The 15,557-nt window shown below is 58.8% G+C and carries 14 protein-coding genes; 10 read left to right on the top strand and 4 right to left on the bottom strand.

What is annotated here, in order from left to right; translation table 11 throughout:
* Positions 1 to 159: 159 nt before the first annotated feature.
* Entirely contained in the window at positions 160 to 2,568 is a 2,409-nt protein-coding gene (locus tag AC1D2P_RS14660; protein ID WP_477757995.1) for a glucose/quinate/shikimate family membrane-bound PQQ-dependent dehydrogenase, read from the bottom strand.
* A gap of 234 nt (positions 2,569 to 2,802) precedes the next feature.
* Positions 2,803 to 4,185: a carbohydrate porin gene (locus AC1D2P_RS14655; protein ID WP_477757996.1), complete on the bottom strand. Its 1,383-nt coding sequence runs from the start codon at positions 4,183 to 4,185 to the stop codon at positions 2,803 to 2,805.
* Positions 4,186 to 4,224: 39 nt separating this feature from the next.
* On the opposite strand from AC1D2P_RS14655, the gene AC1D2P_RS14650 reads away from it, so the two are divergent.
* From AC1D2P_RS14650 to AC1D2P_RS14640, 3 genes are all read left to right on the top strand, one after another.
* A complete protein-coding gene (locus AC1D2P_RS14650) occupies positions 4,225 to 4,383 on the top strand; it encodes a hypothetical protein (protein WP_158283918.1) in 159 nt (52 codons plus the stop codon).
* Between the two features lie 93 nt (positions 4,384 to 4,476).
* Positions 4,477 to 4,707 (top strand): VF530 family protein, encoded by a 231-nt coding sequence (locus AC1D2P_RS14645; protein WP_046026590.1) that lies wholly within the window; start codon positions 4,477 to 4,479, stop codon positions 4,705 to 4,707.
* A gap of 2 nt (positions 4,708 to 4,709) precedes the next feature.
* Positions 4,710 to 5,384 carry a Pr6Pr family membrane protein gene (locus tag AC1D2P_RS14640; RefSeq protein WP_477757997.1) on the top strand — a complete coding sequence of 225 codons (675 nt, stop codon included), beginning with the start codon at positions 4,710 to 4,712 and terminating at the stop codon, positions 5,382 to 5,384.
* Positions 5,385 to 5,453: 69 nt separating this feature from the next.
* Here AC1D2P_RS14640 and AC1D2P_RS14635 read toward each other — a convergent pair whose 3' ends face one another.
* Both AC1D2P_RS14635 and AC1D2P_RS14630 read right to left on the bottom strand, forming a co-directional pair.
* A complete protein-coding gene (locus tag AC1D2P_RS14635; protein ID WP_477757998.1) occupies positions 5,454 to 6,239 on the bottom strand; it encodes a siderophore-interacting protein in 786 nt (261 codons plus the stop codon).
* On the bottom strand, positions 6,236 to 6,814 hold the full coding sequence (locus AC1D2P_RS14630; RefSeq protein ID WP_046026587.1) for a PadR family transcriptional regulator: 579 nt from the start codon (positions 6,812 to 6,814) through the stop codon (positions 6,236 to 6,238). The genes AC1D2P_RS14635 and AC1D2P_RS14630 overlap by 4 nt, the downstream gene beginning before the upstream one ends.
* Before the next feature lie 489 nt (positions 6,815 to 7,303).
* Between AC1D2P_RS14630 and AC1D2P_RS14625 the strand changes: the two genes are divergently transcribed.
* The 7 genes from AC1D2P_RS14625 to AC1D2P_RS14595 all read left to right on the top strand — a co-directional run bounded on the left by AC1D2P_RS14625 (position 7,304) and on the right by AC1D2P_RS14595 (position 15,556).
* Complete coding sequence (locus tag AC1D2P_RS14625) at positions 7,304 to 7,789, top strand: CS1 type fimbrial major subunit (RefSeq protein ID WP_046026586.1); 486 nt, start codon at positions 7,304 to 7,306, stop codon at positions 7,787 to 7,789.
* Positions 7,790 to 7,901: 112 nt separating this feature from the next.
* On the top strand, positions 7,902 to 10,424 hold the full coding sequence (locus AC1D2P_RS14620) for a TcfC E-set like domain-containing protein (RefSeq protein ID WP_109784999.1): 2,523 nt from the start codon (positions 7,902 to 7,904) through the stop codon (positions 10,422 to 10,424).
* A gap of 40 nt (positions 10,425 to 10,464) precedes the next feature.
* Positions 10,465 to 11,205 (top strand): molecular chaperone, encoded by a 741-nt coding sequence (locus AC1D2P_RS14615; protein ID WP_477811482.1) that lies wholly within the window; start codon positions 10,465 to 10,467, stop codon positions 11,203 to 11,205.
* A 9-nt stretch (positions 11,206 to 11,214) separates the two neighbouring features.
* Positions 11,215 to 11,712: a CS1 type fimbrial major subunit gene (locus AC1D2P_RS14610; RefSeq protein ID WP_371916699.1), complete on the top strand. Its 498-nt coding sequence runs from the start codon at positions 11,215 to 11,217 to the stop codon at positions 11,710 to 11,712.
* 10 nt (positions 11,713 to 11,722) lie between these two features.
* Positions 11,723 to 12,991, top strand: coding sequence for a hypothetical protein (locus tag AC1D2P_RS14605; protein WP_223524109.1), 1,269 nt, complete (start codon positions 11,723 to 11,725; stop codon positions 12,989 to 12,991).
* A 48-nt stretch (positions 12,992 to 13,039) separates the two neighbouring features.
* Positions 13,040 to 14,299 (top strand): hypothetical protein, encoded by a 1,260-nt coding sequence (locus AC1D2P_RS14600; protein WP_046026582.1) that lies wholly within the window; start codon positions 13,040 to 13,042, stop codon positions 14,297 to 14,299.
* Between the two features lie 39 nt (positions 14,300 to 14,338).
* Positions 14,339 to 15,556, top strand: a complete 1,218-nt coding sequence (locus AC1D2P_RS14595; RefSeq protein WP_477757999.1) for a hypothetical protein — start codon at positions 14,339 to 14,341, stop codon at positions 15,554 to 15,556.
* Position 15,557: the final 1 nt, after the last annotated feature.

Here is a 15,557-nt window from a genome sequence, read left to right as displayed (position 1 = left end):
CGCGAAGGCTGTTTAACATTCAACATTTTTGTCGACTGACACACCGCTTTCGCGAGCAAGCCCGCTCCCACATTTGATTTGTGTTGTGGTGTAGACCGCGGCCACAAAAAAAGGCGACCCCCTCACAGGAGTCGCCTTCGTTTTAACCGCCGCTAAAACTTATTCCGACAGTTTGTACGCCATCACATAGTCACCTTGCTTGGTGCCCAGCGAACCGTGACCGCCGGCAACGACCAGCACGTATTGCTTGCCGTCCTTGCCGGTGTAGGTCATCGGGGTGGTTTGCGCGCCGGCCGGCAGGCGGCCTTCCCACAGTTGCTTGCCGTTTTTCACGTCGTAGGCGCGCAGGTATTGGTCGAGGGTGCCGCTGAGGAACGCGACGCCACCGGCGGTGGTGAAGGTGCCGCCCAGGCTGGGTACGCCCATGCTCAAGGGGATCGGAACCGGCGAGCTGTCGCGCACGGTGCCGTTCTTGTGCATCCAGATTTTTTCATGGGTGGTCAAATCGACCGCTGCCACGTAGCCCCACGCCGGTGCCTGGCACGGCAGGCCCATTGGCGACAGGAGGGGTTCAAGGACTACGCCGTAAGGCGCGCCTTTGTTTGGTTGTACGCCTTCGGTTTCGCTTTTGCGCGGGCCTTGGGCGGCGATTTCCGCAGCCGGGATCAGCTTGGATTTAAAGGCCATCCAGTCCGGGTTCACGAACAGGATCTGACGCACCGGATCCACTGAGATACCGCCCCAGTCGAACACGCCGAAGTTACCCGGATAAACGATCGAGCCTTGCAGCGATGGTGGGGTGAACGGGCCGTCGTAGCGCAGGGATTTGAAGGTGATCCGGCAGACCAGTTGGTCGAACGGTGTCACACCCCACATGTCGCGTTCTTTCAACGGCGGCGGCATGAAGTTGAGGTCGGACTTGGGTTGGGTCGGCGAGGTGTGATCACCGGCGACAGCGCCTTGCGGCACCGGTACTTCGTTGATCGGCACGATGGCCTTGCCGGTGCTGCGGTCCAGCACGTAGATGCTGCCTTGCTTGGTGGACGCAAGCACCGCTGGCTTCACGCCGTCTGCGGTTTTCAGGTCCATCAGGGTTGGCTGGCCGCCAACGTCCATGTCCCACAGGTCATGGTGGGTGAACTGGAAGTGCCAGCGCACTTTGCCGGTGGCGATGTCCAGGGCGGTCAGGCCGGCGGCGTGCAGTTCCGATTCAGGGGTGCGAGCGCCACCGAACTGGTCCGGGGTCTGGTTGCCCATCGGCAGGTAGAGCATGCCGAGTTTTTCATCGACCGCGAACATGGACCACATGTTCGGTGAGTTGCGGGTGTAGGTCTGGCCTTCGGCAATCGGCGTCGTATCGTCCGGCTTGCCGCTGTCCCAGTTCCACACCAGTTTGCCAGTGTGTACGTCGAACGCGCGGATCACGCCGCTTGGCTCGTCGGTGGAGACGTTGTCGGTGACGTGGCCGCCAATCACTACCAGGTCTTTAGTGACCGCTGGAGGCGAGGTGGAGTAGTAACCGCCGGCGGTGAAGCCGCCGATGTTGGCGCGCAGGTCAACCTGGCCCTTGTCGCCGAAGTCTTCGCACATCTTGCCGGTGTCGGCGTTCAGGGCGATCAGGCGGGTGTCGGCGGTGGGCAGGAAGATCCGGCGCGGGCAGGCGTTGACCACGGCTGCGCTGGCGCTGCCGGTCGGGCTCTGCTCGGAGGCGTAGACCGCGTCATCGTGATACGACACGCCACGGCAGGTCATGTGGGCCCAACCCTTGAAGTTCGCCGCGTTTTGCGTGGAGAGCTTCGGATCGAAACGCCAGATTTCCTTGCCGGTGTCCGGGTCCAGCGCGATCACCTGGCTGTGCGGCGTGCACACGTAGAGCATGCCGTTGACTTTCAGCGGGGTGTTTTCAGCGGTGGTCTCACCCGGATCGTTCGGGCCCGGCAGGTCGCCGGTGCGGTAAGTCCACGCCGGGACCAATTTGTGAGCGTTTGCCGGGGTGATCTGTGCCAGGGGCGAGTAACGATCACCGTGAGCGCTGCGGCCGTAGGAATTCCAGTCACCGTCGGGCATGGCCGGGGCGGTGTTGGTCATGCCGGGCACGCTGTCGCGGTCCAGTTGACCCTTGATTTCACCCGGGTTGGTGAATTGGCTGGCCAATGCGGCCACGCCCGCCACGACCACAGCGACACTCAGGGCGCCGGTGCCCATCGGTGCAGCACCTTCGCGCAGCAACGGACGACGGAACCATGGCAGCAACATGACCAGGCCCAATGCAAACAACATCGCCAGGCGCGGCACCAGTTGCCACCAGTCGAGGCCGACTTCCCACAGTGCCCAAACGGTGCTGGCGAACAGCACCAGTGCGTACAGGCCCAGCGCAGCGCGGCGGGCGAGGATCAGCAACACGCCGGTCAGCGTCAGGCCGATACCGGCCAGCAGGTAATACAGCGAGCCGCCGAGCATGCTCAGCTTGATCCCCCCGGCCAGCATGGCCAGGCCCATTAGCAGAAGCAGGATGCCGAGCAGGCTCGGCAACAGACGGCTTCGACTCAAAGCACCATCAGTGCTCATAGTGTGGTTCTCCGTGACGTTTCAAGTAGTCCCGCGCAAGTTCACTGTAGATGACGATCTGGCGTGGGCATGGTTCAGTTATATAAGTGAAACCTGGTTAGCGCTTGTTCAGGTGTTGCAACCCTTGTAGGAGCAGAGCTTGCTCGCGATGGCGGTGTGTCAGACCGCATCAATGTCAACTGACACTCCGTCATCGCGAGCAAGCTCTGCTCCTACAAGGTTTTGGGGTGTTGTTTAGAACGACGACTGGATCTTGATCCCGCCAATCAGCGCGTCATCGACGTTATCCACACCACCGGGATGGCGGATGTATTGCAGGTTCGGGCGCACGGTCAGCCAGTTCGTCACATGCACGCCGTAATAGAGTTCGGCGCTGTATTCGGTGTCCTGCGGCGGCAAGAAGGCCGGGTCGTCATAGTCGAAGACGGCATGCGCCTGATTGGTGGCTTCAGCGTTTTTGCGATAGGCCGGGTTGACGTGGACGCGGGCCAGCGCGAAGCCGATGTCGTCCTTGGCGCGCGCATCGAACAGGCCTTTGTAGACGACGCCCGCCTGCACATAGTTGTCGATGGCATTGGTCTTCTTGTCGTGCATCGTGCCGTTGGCGAACACGTTCAAACCACGGCTGTGATCGCTGGCGACGCTGGTGATTTGCTGCTGAATACCCAGCCATACGCCGTGCTTGCTCGATGCGCTGCGGTAAGCCTCGCCGCTCAGGGCGGCGGGCTGGCCGTTGCTGTCTTTGTAGACGTCGGTGGCGCTGGCGCTGCTGTAGTAATAACCGGCGCGGTATTCGCCCGGCAGGCCGTTGAGCGTTGGCGACCACACCAGTTCCACGGGCACGATTGCGCCCTGGGTGCCGCTGCCACTGAGCTTGAAGCCGTTGTCGCGATCGAGGTTCGACGGGTTTTGCTCATAGGCGCCAATCTGCGCGTACAACTGCGGCGTCAGGTGATATTTGACCCGCATCGCCCATTGGCTGACGGGCCAGTTGTACCAGATGCTGCCGGCCCAGTTACCGACCTGCGAGCCACAGAACGCCAGGTTCTGGAAGTTGCACGGGAAGCTGTTGAAGTCTTCGCCTTCACCAAAGCGGCCGGCCTTGATGTCGAGTTTTTGGTCGAAGAACTTCTGCTGATACCACATCTGCGTCAGGCGCCAGGTTTGCCCACGGCCCCAGACTTCCTGAGCCGAGGTGAATCCCCCCACGCGAGGGTCGTTGATGCGGTCGTTGCTGATGTTATTGCCGCTACGTTCGGTGATGGTCAGCTGAAATTCGGCATCGTTCCAGCCCAGGATTTTCTGCAAATCCAGGTGCGTGCCGAGGCCAAACTGGTCGCTGTAGCGCGCGGTGCGGTCATGGTCGTAGCCACCGTGCAGGTTACTGCCCATTTCACCGGTGTAATCGACTTTGAAGTCGTAGCCTTTTTCCGAAAGTTCGGTGCGCGTGCCGTTCCAGTCACCCAGCATCCAGGGGGAGTCGCTATCGAAGGCGGGCGCTGCCTGGGTGCAGGTGGCGAGGCCCAGTGCGGTGAATCCGCCGATCAGGCGCAGGGCTTTTCGGTGGGCAACAGGCAGTGAGACAGCGCTGTCTCGCGAAGTGTGGAAATCAGGCATAAAGAGAGAATTCTTGATCTTTTTCTAGGAAAGTTACGGATGGCAGCAGGCGTAAAGCAGGTAGCGGAAGCGTTTCAGCTTGGCGGCCGCAAGGATAATGTTCTGTTACAAATAGAGAAAGGGCTTTTCCTGACATGCAGCATTTCAGATTCGGTAACAGTGCCGGGCGGCGATCTTTTCAAGGTCACCTACATTTAAGGGACAAGCGATAGCGCACAGAGCGCTTCCACCCGACCACACCCTCGGCTAAGGTGCGCGGCTTCCCATCCTTTCACCGCTTGAAGGCCCGGCATGACCGAACAGAACAACAACCCGCTGCACGGCGTGACGCTGGAGCAAATCCTCAACGTCCTGGTTGAACATTACGAATGGTCGGGGCTGGCTGAGCGCATTGATATCCGCTGTTTCAAGAGCGACCCGAGCATCAAGTCGAGCCTGACGTTCTTGCGCAAAACCCCGTGGGCGCGAGAGAAGGTCGAGCGCTTGTATGTGAAATTGATGCGCACCAAGCGACCAGTCTGACAATGGTTAACCAACCGACGCCGGGTTCTGCCACGAGGCGTCGTTTTGTCGCCGTGGCGGCGGTACTGGGGTGGCTGGGGCTGAGCATTCAGCTGTACCTGATTCTCTACTCACGCTGGAGCCTTGAAGCCAGTTTGATCGGTGGGCTGGTGAGCTTTTTCAGTTACTTCACGGTGCTGACCAACACGCTGGTGGCGACCGTATTGACCTGTGAATGGACATCCCGCGAGTCAGCGGCGCGACGCTGGTTTTTGCAGCCGTGGGTGAGCAGTGCGATTGTGGTGAGTATCGCCGTGGTCGGCCTGGCGTACAGCCTGCTGCTGCGCCATCTGTGGCATCCCGAAGGCTGGCAGTTTCTGGCCGACGAGCTGATGCACGACATCATGCCGCTGCTGTTTCTGGGCTATTGGTGGTTATGCGTGCCCAAGGGCACGTTACGTCTGAGGCACATCGCGTTGTGGTTGATCTATCCGTTGGTGTACTTCGTATCGGTGTTGTGGCGCGGTCACGTGTTGGCGGTTTATCCCTATCCGTTTGTAGACGTCGACAAGTTGGGTTATCCACAGGTGTTTTTGAATGCGGGTGGGTTGTTGGCAGGGTTTGTGTTGATTGCGTTGCTGGTGATCGGATTGGATCGGTGGCTTGGACGTCGTGCGAAGAGTCTGGATGTTCAGTGATTGGGCTATCGCCTTCGTCGGAGCGAGCCGGCTCCGGGCGGCGCTCCGACGAAGAGGGCTTAGAGCCGGTCACTCTTCGTCGCTGTCATCCAGCCGCCAGTAACCCACGGCTTTGATGAATTGCTCGTTCAGCCCATGCTCATCAAGCAGCACCCGCCGAATCTGCCGCGACACCTTGGTCTCGGTCGCCACCCACGCATACAGATTGCCGCCGGGCACTTGCGCTTGCTTCACGGTGGTCAGCAGATTGTCCTTGCCGCCTTCGCGCAGCACCCAGATCACATGGACCTGCGCGGCGCTTTCCAGACGTTGCTGCTCGGCGCCGTTCTCCACTTCCACAATCACCAGCGCCCGACGATTGGCTGCCAGGCCTTCGAGGCGACGGGCGATGGCGGGCAGGGCGGTTTCGTCACCGATCAGCAGGTAGCTGTCGAACATGTCCGGCACGATCATCGAGCCGCGTGGCCCGCCGATGTGCAGGAACTGACCGGGTTTGGCCTGCTCGGCCCAGGTCGAGGCAGGGCCGTCGCCGTGCAGCACGAAATCGATATCCAGTTCCAGGGTGTCAAGGTCATAGCGACGCGGTGTGTAATCGCGCATCGGCGGCATCGGCCCGTTGTTTTTGCCCGCGCCGAGCACCAGGGTTTCCAGCGCCGCGTGTTCCGCCGCGTTTTGCGGGAACAACAGTTTGACGTGGTCGTCGGTGCCGAGGCTGACGAAACCGGCCAGTTCCGGCCCGCCCAGGGTAATCCGGCGCATACGTGGCGTCAGGTCGACCACGCGCAACACCTCCAGACGACGGCGTTTGATCTCATGCATGACGCGGTGGATGGATTGCACGATCACTTCAGTCATTCGGCTTTCTCCCGGACAGGTGGAACGGCAGGGCCGTCGACAATGGCTTTGGCGGTGTTATTGAGCAGGTCGCGTACCCGCAGGATTTCTTCCGGGCTCCAGCGGCCGTGGTGCATCTGCAAGGCATGACGCAAGTTGTGCACGGCTTCGTGGATCTCGGCCGGGCGGTCATGCCCGCGCAGCGAGCGTTTGCTGACTTCGATGCGCATCCGCACGCCATCCAGTGCAATGGCTTGCTCGGTCAACGACAAACGTCCGGCGTCGGTGATGCTGTAGCGTTTTTTGCCGCCCTCGGCGTCGCCCAGAATCATTTCGCTTTCTTCAAGAAAAGTCAGGGTCGGGTAGATCACACCGGGGCTGGGGCTGTAGGCGCCGTCGAACATGCTTTCGATCTGGCGGATCAGGTCATAGCCGTGGCAGGGCTGTTCGGCGATCAGTGCCAACAGCAGCAATTTCAGGTCGCCGGGGGCAAACACACGGGGGCCACGGCCGCCGCGTTCTCGGCCAGGACCTGGGCGTTTTTCGAAGCCGTCGCGGCTGTCGTTGTGCTCTCGATGGGAATGATGGTCTCTCATTTTGTGTCTTCTCTGTCGTGTTTAGATACAACTTAAGATATATCTTATGAGAAATGCAAGGCACCAGGACGAGCGGTCGAAGACTGAGGCAGGGCGCTGCAAGCGCAAGAGGGCTGTGACGGTTGCTTCTTTAGAGTAGTTAGACTAATTAATAACAGTTCATTTCTTACCAATGGCTGTTAAAAAATAATAAGTAGTGCCGTTCTTACAGATATTTAATCATTCTTGTCTGTGTGTTTTTTTAGTTAAAACTGTGTGTAGTATCAGTCTGAGAGTCGAACAGCGTAATTGCTGTTTTTACGACTTTTTTCCTTCTGTTCGAATGCTCTTGTTACTACATGTTCTTCGGAAGTTACGTACTTACTTTCCCAAGAGATTGGTCGATCATGTTCCGGCGTCGAAAGTTAAGCCTCGTGATGAACTCGTACATGACGCTGGCTTGTTAGGACTGCTCTCGGCCCAATCCTTTGAAAAGACAGGTACTCAATAATGCTCAATAAGTTTGCAATCGCCGTCCCGATGACACTCTTGGCACTTGGTTCTTCGCTGGCGTTCGCTGCGGAAGAAGCGCGCACCTCCATCAACATCAGCGCCACCATTCCAACCCAGGTTTTCCACGCCCAACCGGTCAATCCTGACTTTGGTAAAGATGAGAAAATGACCTACAACCTGGTGACCGGTACTTTGAGCCCATTGCGTGCGACGTACGATATTCGGCACACCAATGGTTCGGTCGGCGCCTATGTGGAAGGAGGTCCGCAACCCCTGTTCAACGGTAGCAACAACATCGCACTGACCTATAAATTCAACGGCGTTACCCTGACCGGCGCTTCCCAGGAAGTCGTTGGCGATACCGAGTCCAACGGTGGCATGCGGGCTGATCTGGTGATTGACGCCGCTAAACCCACCGCCACTCAAACGGGTTTCTACACTGCCACTCCGGTGGTGATCTTCGATGCCATCCCGCGCATCTAGTAATACTGAGATGACTTAAGGGTTGTCCTTATTAAGTAACGCTCACCGGTCGATGGGTAGTCAGTATCCGTCGATCGGGTTTTAACGTAACTATCTCTAGAGTATTTCGCTCATGTTCCCGATGACTCACATCGCGACGGCGCTTGCCCTGTTTTTTTGTGCAACCGCTTTGGCTGCGCCTGCAGATAGCGCGTCTACACCTCGAAGTCTGCTGGCGCAGGCCAAAGGTTTGCCGTCTGAGTTCGAAGAGCACTTCTTTGATGTGCCACTGGCGGTGCGCGTGGAACTTGACCAACAGTTTCTGGGTGAGGCGATGGTGGTGTTATCCCGCGACGATCGCATCACCTTAGTTGACTTCACCGATGTCAGCGATAGCACTATCAAGCCCAGCGAGCGCGAGACCTGGGCAAATTATCTCAAGCAAGGTGTCGCACTGGGAGGCTGCCAGGGGTCGTGCCCGGAGCAACTGCTGGCGGTGCATTACAGCCTGGAAAACTCACTGGTTTCGATCCTGACGCAAAACGCCGAACGCGACGAGACGGCGCAGCGCTACTACACGTTGCCCGAAGGCGGCAGCACCGGCCTGATCGTGCGCAATCAGTTGAACCTCAACGGCGGGCAGAACCAGGACCTGGGCGGGCGCTATGGTCTTGAAGCCAGCAGCAGCCTGGGCAACTGGACTCAGGCTGTGAATGTTCAGCTGTCCCGACTCGGCGGGATGGATGACGAGTTGTTTCACGCGGTGAATGAGCTGTACACCCAGCGAGAACTGGAAGGCAATTTTCTGCGACTGGGCCTTTTCACCCCTTCGTCCGAAGGGCTGAGTCGGCAACCGCGCACCTTTGGTACCAGCCCCGATACGGCGGTGGGGGTCATGTACGGCAGCTCCGACAGCCTGGCCATCAACAATCCGAAACCGGCGGTGTATCCGATCTACGTCACCGCCAACCGCCAGGGGTCGGTGGAAATCTATCGCGACGGTTTGCTGATCAATACCCAGGCGATGCCGGCCGGCTTGCAGACCCTCGATACCCGACCGTTACCGGGCGGGATCTACGAAGTGGAAGTGCGTCTGATCGAAGACGGTCAAATCACCTCCAGCACCCAAGAGCTGGTCTACAAGCCCAACAACTGGCGTAACCATGACGAGCGCTGGCGCTACAACCTGTTCGCGGGGCGCGAGTCCAAGGTGCTCAGTAACTGGGACGAGCAGGACGATGGCGACATGACCGCCGGCGCGGCGGTCAACTACTTGTTGCATCCGCGGGTGATCGTCGGCCTGAACGGGCGCCAGGTGCGTGACAGCTTGCAGTACGGCACGTCGGTCGACTGGGCCATCGTCAACAATGCCAGCCTCTACGCCAACATTTATCAAACCGAAGACTACGGCACCGGCCTCGACGTGCAGGGGCTGTATTCCTACGGCAGTGGCAGCGTCGTCGCCAGCCACAACCGCAGTTGGCTCGACACGACGCGGCTCTACGACACCTTGCCGGACGGAACGCGAGTGCGACAACGCAACGTGTTCGTTGGCCAGACCAGCAACTCTTCGTTGTCGCTCAACCATCGATTGACCAGCAAAACCTCGGTCAACGCGCGGGTGTCCCACAGCGAGGGCAATACCGAAGGCACGGGGGTGGATCTGGGATGGACCCAGCGCACCCGACTGTTCGGCAGCGATGCCAACTGGCGATTGTCACTGTTCGACCGGCCAGGCAGCGTGAGTTCGGGGGACGACCGCAATCGTGGCGTCGACCTGAGCGTCAACATTGCTTTGGGCGGTCCTGGCGAACAGCTCTCCGGCAGCATCGGCTCACGCACCGCGCGTGAGGGCGGGCGGGATAACAACGCCTCGATCACTTACCGCAAAGACCTGCAGGGGCACCTCTTGCAGAGCGTGTCGGCGACCGCCATCACCGACACCTATGGCATCGGTTTGAATGCGATGGGGACGATGCATTCGGACCTGGTCAACGGCGACGGGTTTGTCCAGCGTTCGTCTTTCAACAACGACTTCACCGGCGGCCTGAACCTGGACAGCACCGTGGCCGTCGGCGGCGAAAAAATGGTCGTGACCAGCCAGTACCACCGCAACGGTGCCGGGATGATCATCGATGTCGAATCGGACATCGCGGGCATCACCCTGCGCGCCGACGATTTGAGCGGCGGCAGTGCGGTACTCAAACCGGGTCGCAACTTTGTCCCCATCACGGCCTACAAAAGCAGTTCGGTCAGTTTCGACTTCGAGGGCAATCATGTGCCCGCCGCGACCATCCAGCCGGCGCGCTCCAGCTATCACCTGAACAAGGGCGGCGTGGAATATCGCCAGGTCCGCGTGATGAGCACCCTCACCGTACTCGGACGCTTGATCGACCCCCAGGGCAACCCGCTCAAGGGGCACCACATCATCAACCACGCCAGTCGCGGCGTGAGTGAAGTCGACGGCTTCTTCTCCATGGAAATGAACGCCGGCTCACCGACCCTGGAAGTGCGCCACGGCAATCAGTTGCTGTGCCAGTTCCGCCTCGACCCGAGCAGCGCTCGCACGGAAAACAACGTGCTGATGATCGGGGACCTGCGGTGCACACCGGACACATTGGCGGATGCGACTTTCATGGCCCGGACGGCGGGCTGATGGTCCGGCACAACGCGATTAATCAACGAGGTAAGGGACGATGAAACGTCTGTTGGCACTATTTGGTTTTTGTTTGTTCACCCAAACGGCACRCGCTACGCCGAGCATCAATATCGGCACCGTCTACGACTATCTGGACGGCGATAAAAGTACCTACCTGAAGCGGGTTTTCAACGGCGGCGACAGCACTGCGTTCGTCAAGGTCAACATTCTTGAAATCCTCTATGACGCCCAGGGCAAATCACAGGAAGTACCGCTCAAGACCCAGGCCGACGGCAGTGCCCGCGACGGCCTGATGGCCAGCCCGGCGCGGCTGATCGTGCCGGCCAATGGCATGCAGGGCACGCGATTGCTGTACATGGGCGAACGGGACAAGGAGCGTTATTTCCGCGTGCGTTTCGTACCGGTGGTGCCGGAGAAAGAAGATGAGTTCGCCGTTTCCAGTGAAGAACGCGATGCCTACAAGAAAACCCTCTCGGCCGGGGTCAACGTCCTGGCCGGTTACGGCGCGGTGTTTTTCGTGCGGCCCAAGCACACGCGCTATGAAAGCGTGATTGAAAACGCGGCGGCTCTTTACCGCATTCGCAACAACGGCAACACGGTGGTGGTGATCGACGAGTTCAAGGACTGCTCGGTAAAAAACGAACAGGACTGCCAGCCGACGACCAAGCATCACATCCTCGCCGGCCGGACGTTTCAGTTTGAAAAACAGGCTGGTCGCGAGTACCGCTTCACCTTGGTTGAAGGTGAAAGCAGCAAAAAACTGGACGTAAAGGGTTGAGCCCGGGTGATGACTATGTTGAAAAAAATACTCCCCGTGCTCATCGGTGCATGGGTTTCGAGCACGGCGTTTGCCGCCAGGGAGTCCCACCATTTCGATGTGTTCGTGAGCATTCCAACGTTGGCGTTCTATGTGATTCCGTCTGACCCTGGCTGGATTCATCGTGAGCAGCAACTGCCATGGAACCTGACGGCATCGACACTGGGTGGTTTGCGCAAGTTTTTCGACGTGAAGAACGAAGCAGGCTCGATCGAGGCCCGGCTCGAAGGCCGACCCTATCTATCCAATGGCACCGAAGCCCATGACATCGGCTTACGCGTGCTGTTCAACGGCACATTGTTGAACGACGCGGAAAACAGCGAGGTGGTGTCCATGGCCGACGCCATTGCGGGCAAACGGGTGGTGCTGGAAATCGTCCCGGTGCCGCCGGCCGACGGGGTTTACAAGCCCGGCAATTATTTTGGCAACGTCAACATGATTTTCAATGCGGTCATGCCCGGTGGCTGAGTGATAGAAAATGAAAACGAAAAACACCGTAAGAGTTCCGAGCCTTATTGTTTGGGCAATTGCGACGCTTGGATGGGGGATCGAGCCGGTGATGAGTGCGTCCATGGATATCAGCGCGGTGTTTCGGCCTGATCCTTCGAGACCCATGGATAACAAGTTCATCAATCAAACGCCTGTTACCGGACATTGCCAGCTTCAACCGGAATTTTGCAAAGAGAAGGGGCTGTTTTCTCTACTGGCGCCCATTGATTTTGTGTCCGTCGCGCCCATCGAAGCGCGGCACTCAGATTCGCGTAAAGGTGCATTTTTTCGAGTGCCAGGTCAGTGGCAAGTGCTGCGTGTCAGGAACGCCGTGACTAATGAGTATTCCGAACTGGAAGTGCGCATAGCGTCGATTGGTGGCCGCTACATCCTTCCGGATACCGCTGAAAACCTTGTGGGTGAAGGCGAGCCCACCAGCGTTCAGGGGTGGCACACACGCTTATGGGGCGACTGGACATGGTATCCACCCGCTCCCTGCCAGCCGACGGGAGGTATGTACACCGCACCGGCCAATCGAACTTTTTTCTGGATGACACCGCTTGCGAGTGAATGCGCGGCAACCGCCAATTATCGTATTTCGAACTTGAGTTACGACAAGATGCAGATCGGCTATGAACTGCGTACGCCTAATCCTTTGGGCATGTCGTCCGGCCTGTATACCGGCGACTGGACGTATACCGTCGGTCCCGGAATGGATTTCGATATGGGTGACATCATGATGCCCAGCAGTTCAACCCTGACATTGAACTTCACGCTGGACGTCCAGCACACCCTCAAGGTTGACGTGCCGCCGGGCGGCAATCGCGTGGAACTGGTGCCCCAGGGGGGGTGGCAGTCCTGGTTGACGCAAGGGCGCAAACCGACGCGGCTGTTTCGCGACCAGACGTTCAATATTTCCGCCAGTTCGCGCTTCAAGATGCAGATGGAATGCCAGTACAGCCACGAGGGCCGCACGTGTGCAGTGCTGGAACCGGTTTCCGGACATTCCGTGCCGCTGAACGTCAGTGTCAGCCTGCCCCATGGGTTGACGGACGCCGATGGGCAAGCGGTGGATCGTCGCCCTCTGAGGCTCGACGGCAGCGGTACAACGTTGTTCCAGCCGGGATTTTACGTAGACCGCAAACCCGGAACACTGCACTTCGAAATCCCCGCCACGCAAGTGGGCGAAATGATTCATCCGGGTCAGGCACGGCAGTACTCAGGCAGTGTGACCGTGATCTGGGATTCGGACATTTAGACGCGCCATCACCCGATGCTGGTGCAAGTGATTTGTGGAGAAGAGACGATGGATGATTCAGCCCGGCAAGGACACCGGACGATAAAACGTGGCGTATGGACAGGGTTACTGGTTGTCGTTTTTTCTGTCCCGGCAGTGGCGGAAGTACACGATATCCGCGCGACATTCCAGCCGGATTCGGCGAACCCGCAAAAAAATCAATTCACTAATCAAACACCTTCCGAGGGATTTTGCGCTCAAGTTCCACAGGCCTGCGCGCCCTTGAAACTGTTCAGCCTTATCGCCCGCATTCCATTTACGGCCAATGCGCCAATCCTCGCCAATCATACGGACCCTCGCCAGGGCGGCATGGCCCGGGTGCCGTCCGACTGGCGCGATGTGTCCGTGACACACAGTTCGGGGGACGTCACAACGCTGCAGGTGCGGATTGCCGCGATTGGTCATGAATCGTTGCTACCGAGGTCCATTTCCGAATTGACGGGTGGCGGGACCTGGGACGATTTATGGGAAGGCGGGCGCTGGTTGTATGCGCCTGCACCCTGCGTAGGAGTGGGGTGGGGCACCGTCGGCAACTTTGGCTATAACAGCTTCTGGGTCGTCCCCGTCGGGGCGGGTGTTTGTAGCAAAAAGGCGAAGTTCGACATTCCTTTGTCCTTTCGTTATCAGTACATCGTTTTCGGGTACGAATTGCGTACGCCCGATCCGCTGAAAATGGCGTCGGGCGATTACACCGGCGTTATTTCCTACACGGTTGGCCCGGGCCAGGATTTCGACATGGGCGATGTCATGATTCCCAGTGACTCCGTGTTGACCCTTAACTTTTCCCTTGAGGTCAGCCATACCCTGAAAGTCGATGTACCGCCTGGGGGGAACCGCGTCGAACTGGTTCCCGAGGGCGGCTGGCAGTCCTGGTTGACGAAAGGGCGCAAACCGACTCGGCTGTTCCGGGACCAGACGTTCAATATTTCCGCCAGTTCGCGCTTCAAAATGAAGATGGAATGCCAGTACAGCCACGATGGCCGCACGTGTGGAGTGGTGGAGCCGGTTTCCGGACACGCCGTGCCGCTGAACGTCAGTGTCAGCCTGCCCCATGGGTTGACGGACGCAGCCGGGCAAGCAGTGGATCGCCGGCCGCTACGGATCGATGGCAGCGGTACGGCGTTATTCCAACCGGGGTTTTATGTGGACCGCAAACCGGGAACGCTGCACTTCGAAATCCCCGCCGCGGAAGTTGGCGAAATGATTCATCCGGGTCAGGCGCGGCAGTACTCAGGCAGTGTGGCGGTGATCTGGGATTCGGATGTTTAGATACTCGCGTTATACGCGGTGACAGGGAGTGTATGAAACATGAATAGGGCAACGACGGCGAGCCGCTTGAGTACGCTGGCTCTGGCAGGCGCGTTCGCTGCGTCGGCAAGCGCGGCAACCGTGGATATGACGGCGGTATTCCGGCCAGATCCGGCAAACCCCATGCAAAATTCTTTCGAAAACAAAACACCTCAAGGAGGGTATTGCGGGGATCACCCGGAGTATTGTGACAACGGCGTGTTCAGCATCGCCCTGCCCATTCGCTTCAGGTCGGTCGCACCTATCCAGGCGTTGCATGATGAACGCCAGGGCCCGATGTTTCGTGTGCCTTCATATTGGAAGGACATCACGGTTCTCCATGAAGAGACCGGAGAAGCCGAGACGGTCAGAATGCGGGTCAACGGTATCGGTGCGGCCTACACGAACAACGCCCCGCTTCCCGAAGCTGTTTGGCAAAGTGCGTGGGTTTACGCGCCTGCCCCCTGCCAATATGGTGGCGTTGGCTATGGTAACGCCCTGTATTACGCGTTCTTCTGGAGAGTACCGGCCGATGCAGGTGTGTGCGCCAAGCAGGCACAGAAGACAATTGCCGAGACCCTTTCGTTTGCTTATGAGAACACCGGGTTTTCCTATGAGCTAATCACGCCCAACCCGCTCAAGATGACGGCGGGTATCTACCGGGGCATATCGAGTTACACCGTCGGGCCATACCGGGATTTCGACATGGGTGATCTCATGTTGCCTGACGATGATCTGATCACCCTCAATTTCACGCTGCTGGTCGAACACACGTTGAAAGTCGAGATTCCACCGGGCGGCAATCGCGTCGAACTGGTTCCGCAGGGGGGCTGGCAGGCCTGGCTGACTCAGGGGCGTAAGCCTGTGCGGCTGTTCCGTGACCAGACGTTTAACCTGTCGGCATCCAGCCGTTTCAAGATGAACCTGGAATGCCAGTACGTCAGCGGCAATACCTGCGCGTTGCGGGAACCGGCATCGGGGCACACGGTGGCGCTCGATGTCGGCGTGAGCTTGCCCAACGGCCTGACCGACGGGACGGGACAGCCGGTCAATCGTCGTCCACTGTTGCTCAACGGCAGTGGCACCGATCTTTTCCAGCCTGGCTTTTATCTGGATCGCAAGCCCGGCACCCTTCACTTTGAAGTGGGCTCGGAGGACGTGCAGGAAATGCTCAATCCGAGAACTGCCCGTAACTATTGGGGCCAGGTCACGGTCATTTGGGATTCAGAGGTGGGGTGAT

Source organism: Pseudomonas sp. P1_F1_2, from assembly GCF_056405815.1.
Note: the sequence above shows the minus strand (reverse complement) of the source record. Positions and strands in the feature narration are given on the sequence as shown.

Coding starts and splice junctions, on each gene's coding strand:
- AC1D2P_RS14600 (WP_046026582.1), top strand. CDS start 13,040: ATGGATGATTCAGCCCGGCAAGGACACCGGACGATAAAACGTGGCGTA.
- AC1D2P_RS14645 (WP_046026590.1), top strand. CDS start 4,477: ATGACCGAACAGAACAACAACCCGCTGCACGGCGTGACGCTGGAGCAA.
- AC1D2P_RS14660 (WP_477757995.1), bottom strand. CDS start 2,568: ATGAGCACTGATGGTGCTTTGAGTCGAAGCCGTCTGTTGCCGAGCCTG.
- AC1D2P_RS14610 (WP_371916699.1), top strand. CDS start 11,215: ATGACTATGTTGAAAAAAATACTCCCCGTGCTCATCGGTGCATGGGTT.
- AC1D2P_RS14620 (WP_109784999.1), top strand. CDS start 7,902: ATGTTCCCGATGACTCACATCGCGACGGCGCTTGCCCTGTTTTTTTGT.
- AC1D2P_RS14655 (WP_477757996.1), bottom strand. CDS start 4,185: ATGCCTGATTTCCACACTTCGCGAGACAGCGCTGTCTCACTGCCTGTT.
- AC1D2P_RS14650 (WP_158283918.1), top strand. CDS start 4,225: ATGGCAGCAGGCGTAAAGCAGGTAGCGGAAGCGTTTCAGCTTGGCGGC.
- AC1D2P_RS14605 (WP_223524109.1), top strand. CDS start 11,723: ATGAAAACGAAAAACACCGTAAGAGTTCCGAGCCTTATTGTTTGGGCA.
- AC1D2P_RS14630 (WP_046026587.1), bottom strand. CDS start 6,814: ATGAGAGACCATCATTCCCATCGAGAGCACAACGACAGCCGCGACGGC.
- AC1D2P_RS14640 (WP_477757997.1), top strand. CDS start 4,710: ATGGTTAACCAACCGACGCCGGGTTCTGCCACGAGGCGTCGTTTTGTC.
- AC1D2P_RS14635 (WP_477757998.1), bottom strand. CDS start 6,239: ATGACTGAAGTGATCGTGCAATCCATCCACCGCGTCATGCATGAGATC.
- AC1D2P_RS14625 (WP_046026586.1), top strand. CDS start 7,304: ATGCTCAATAAGTTTGCAATCGCCGTCCCGATGACACTCTTGGCACTT.
- AC1D2P_RS14595 (WP_477757999.1), top strand. CDS start 14,339: ATGAATAGGGCAACGACGGCGAGCCGCTTGAGTACGCTGGCTCTGGCA.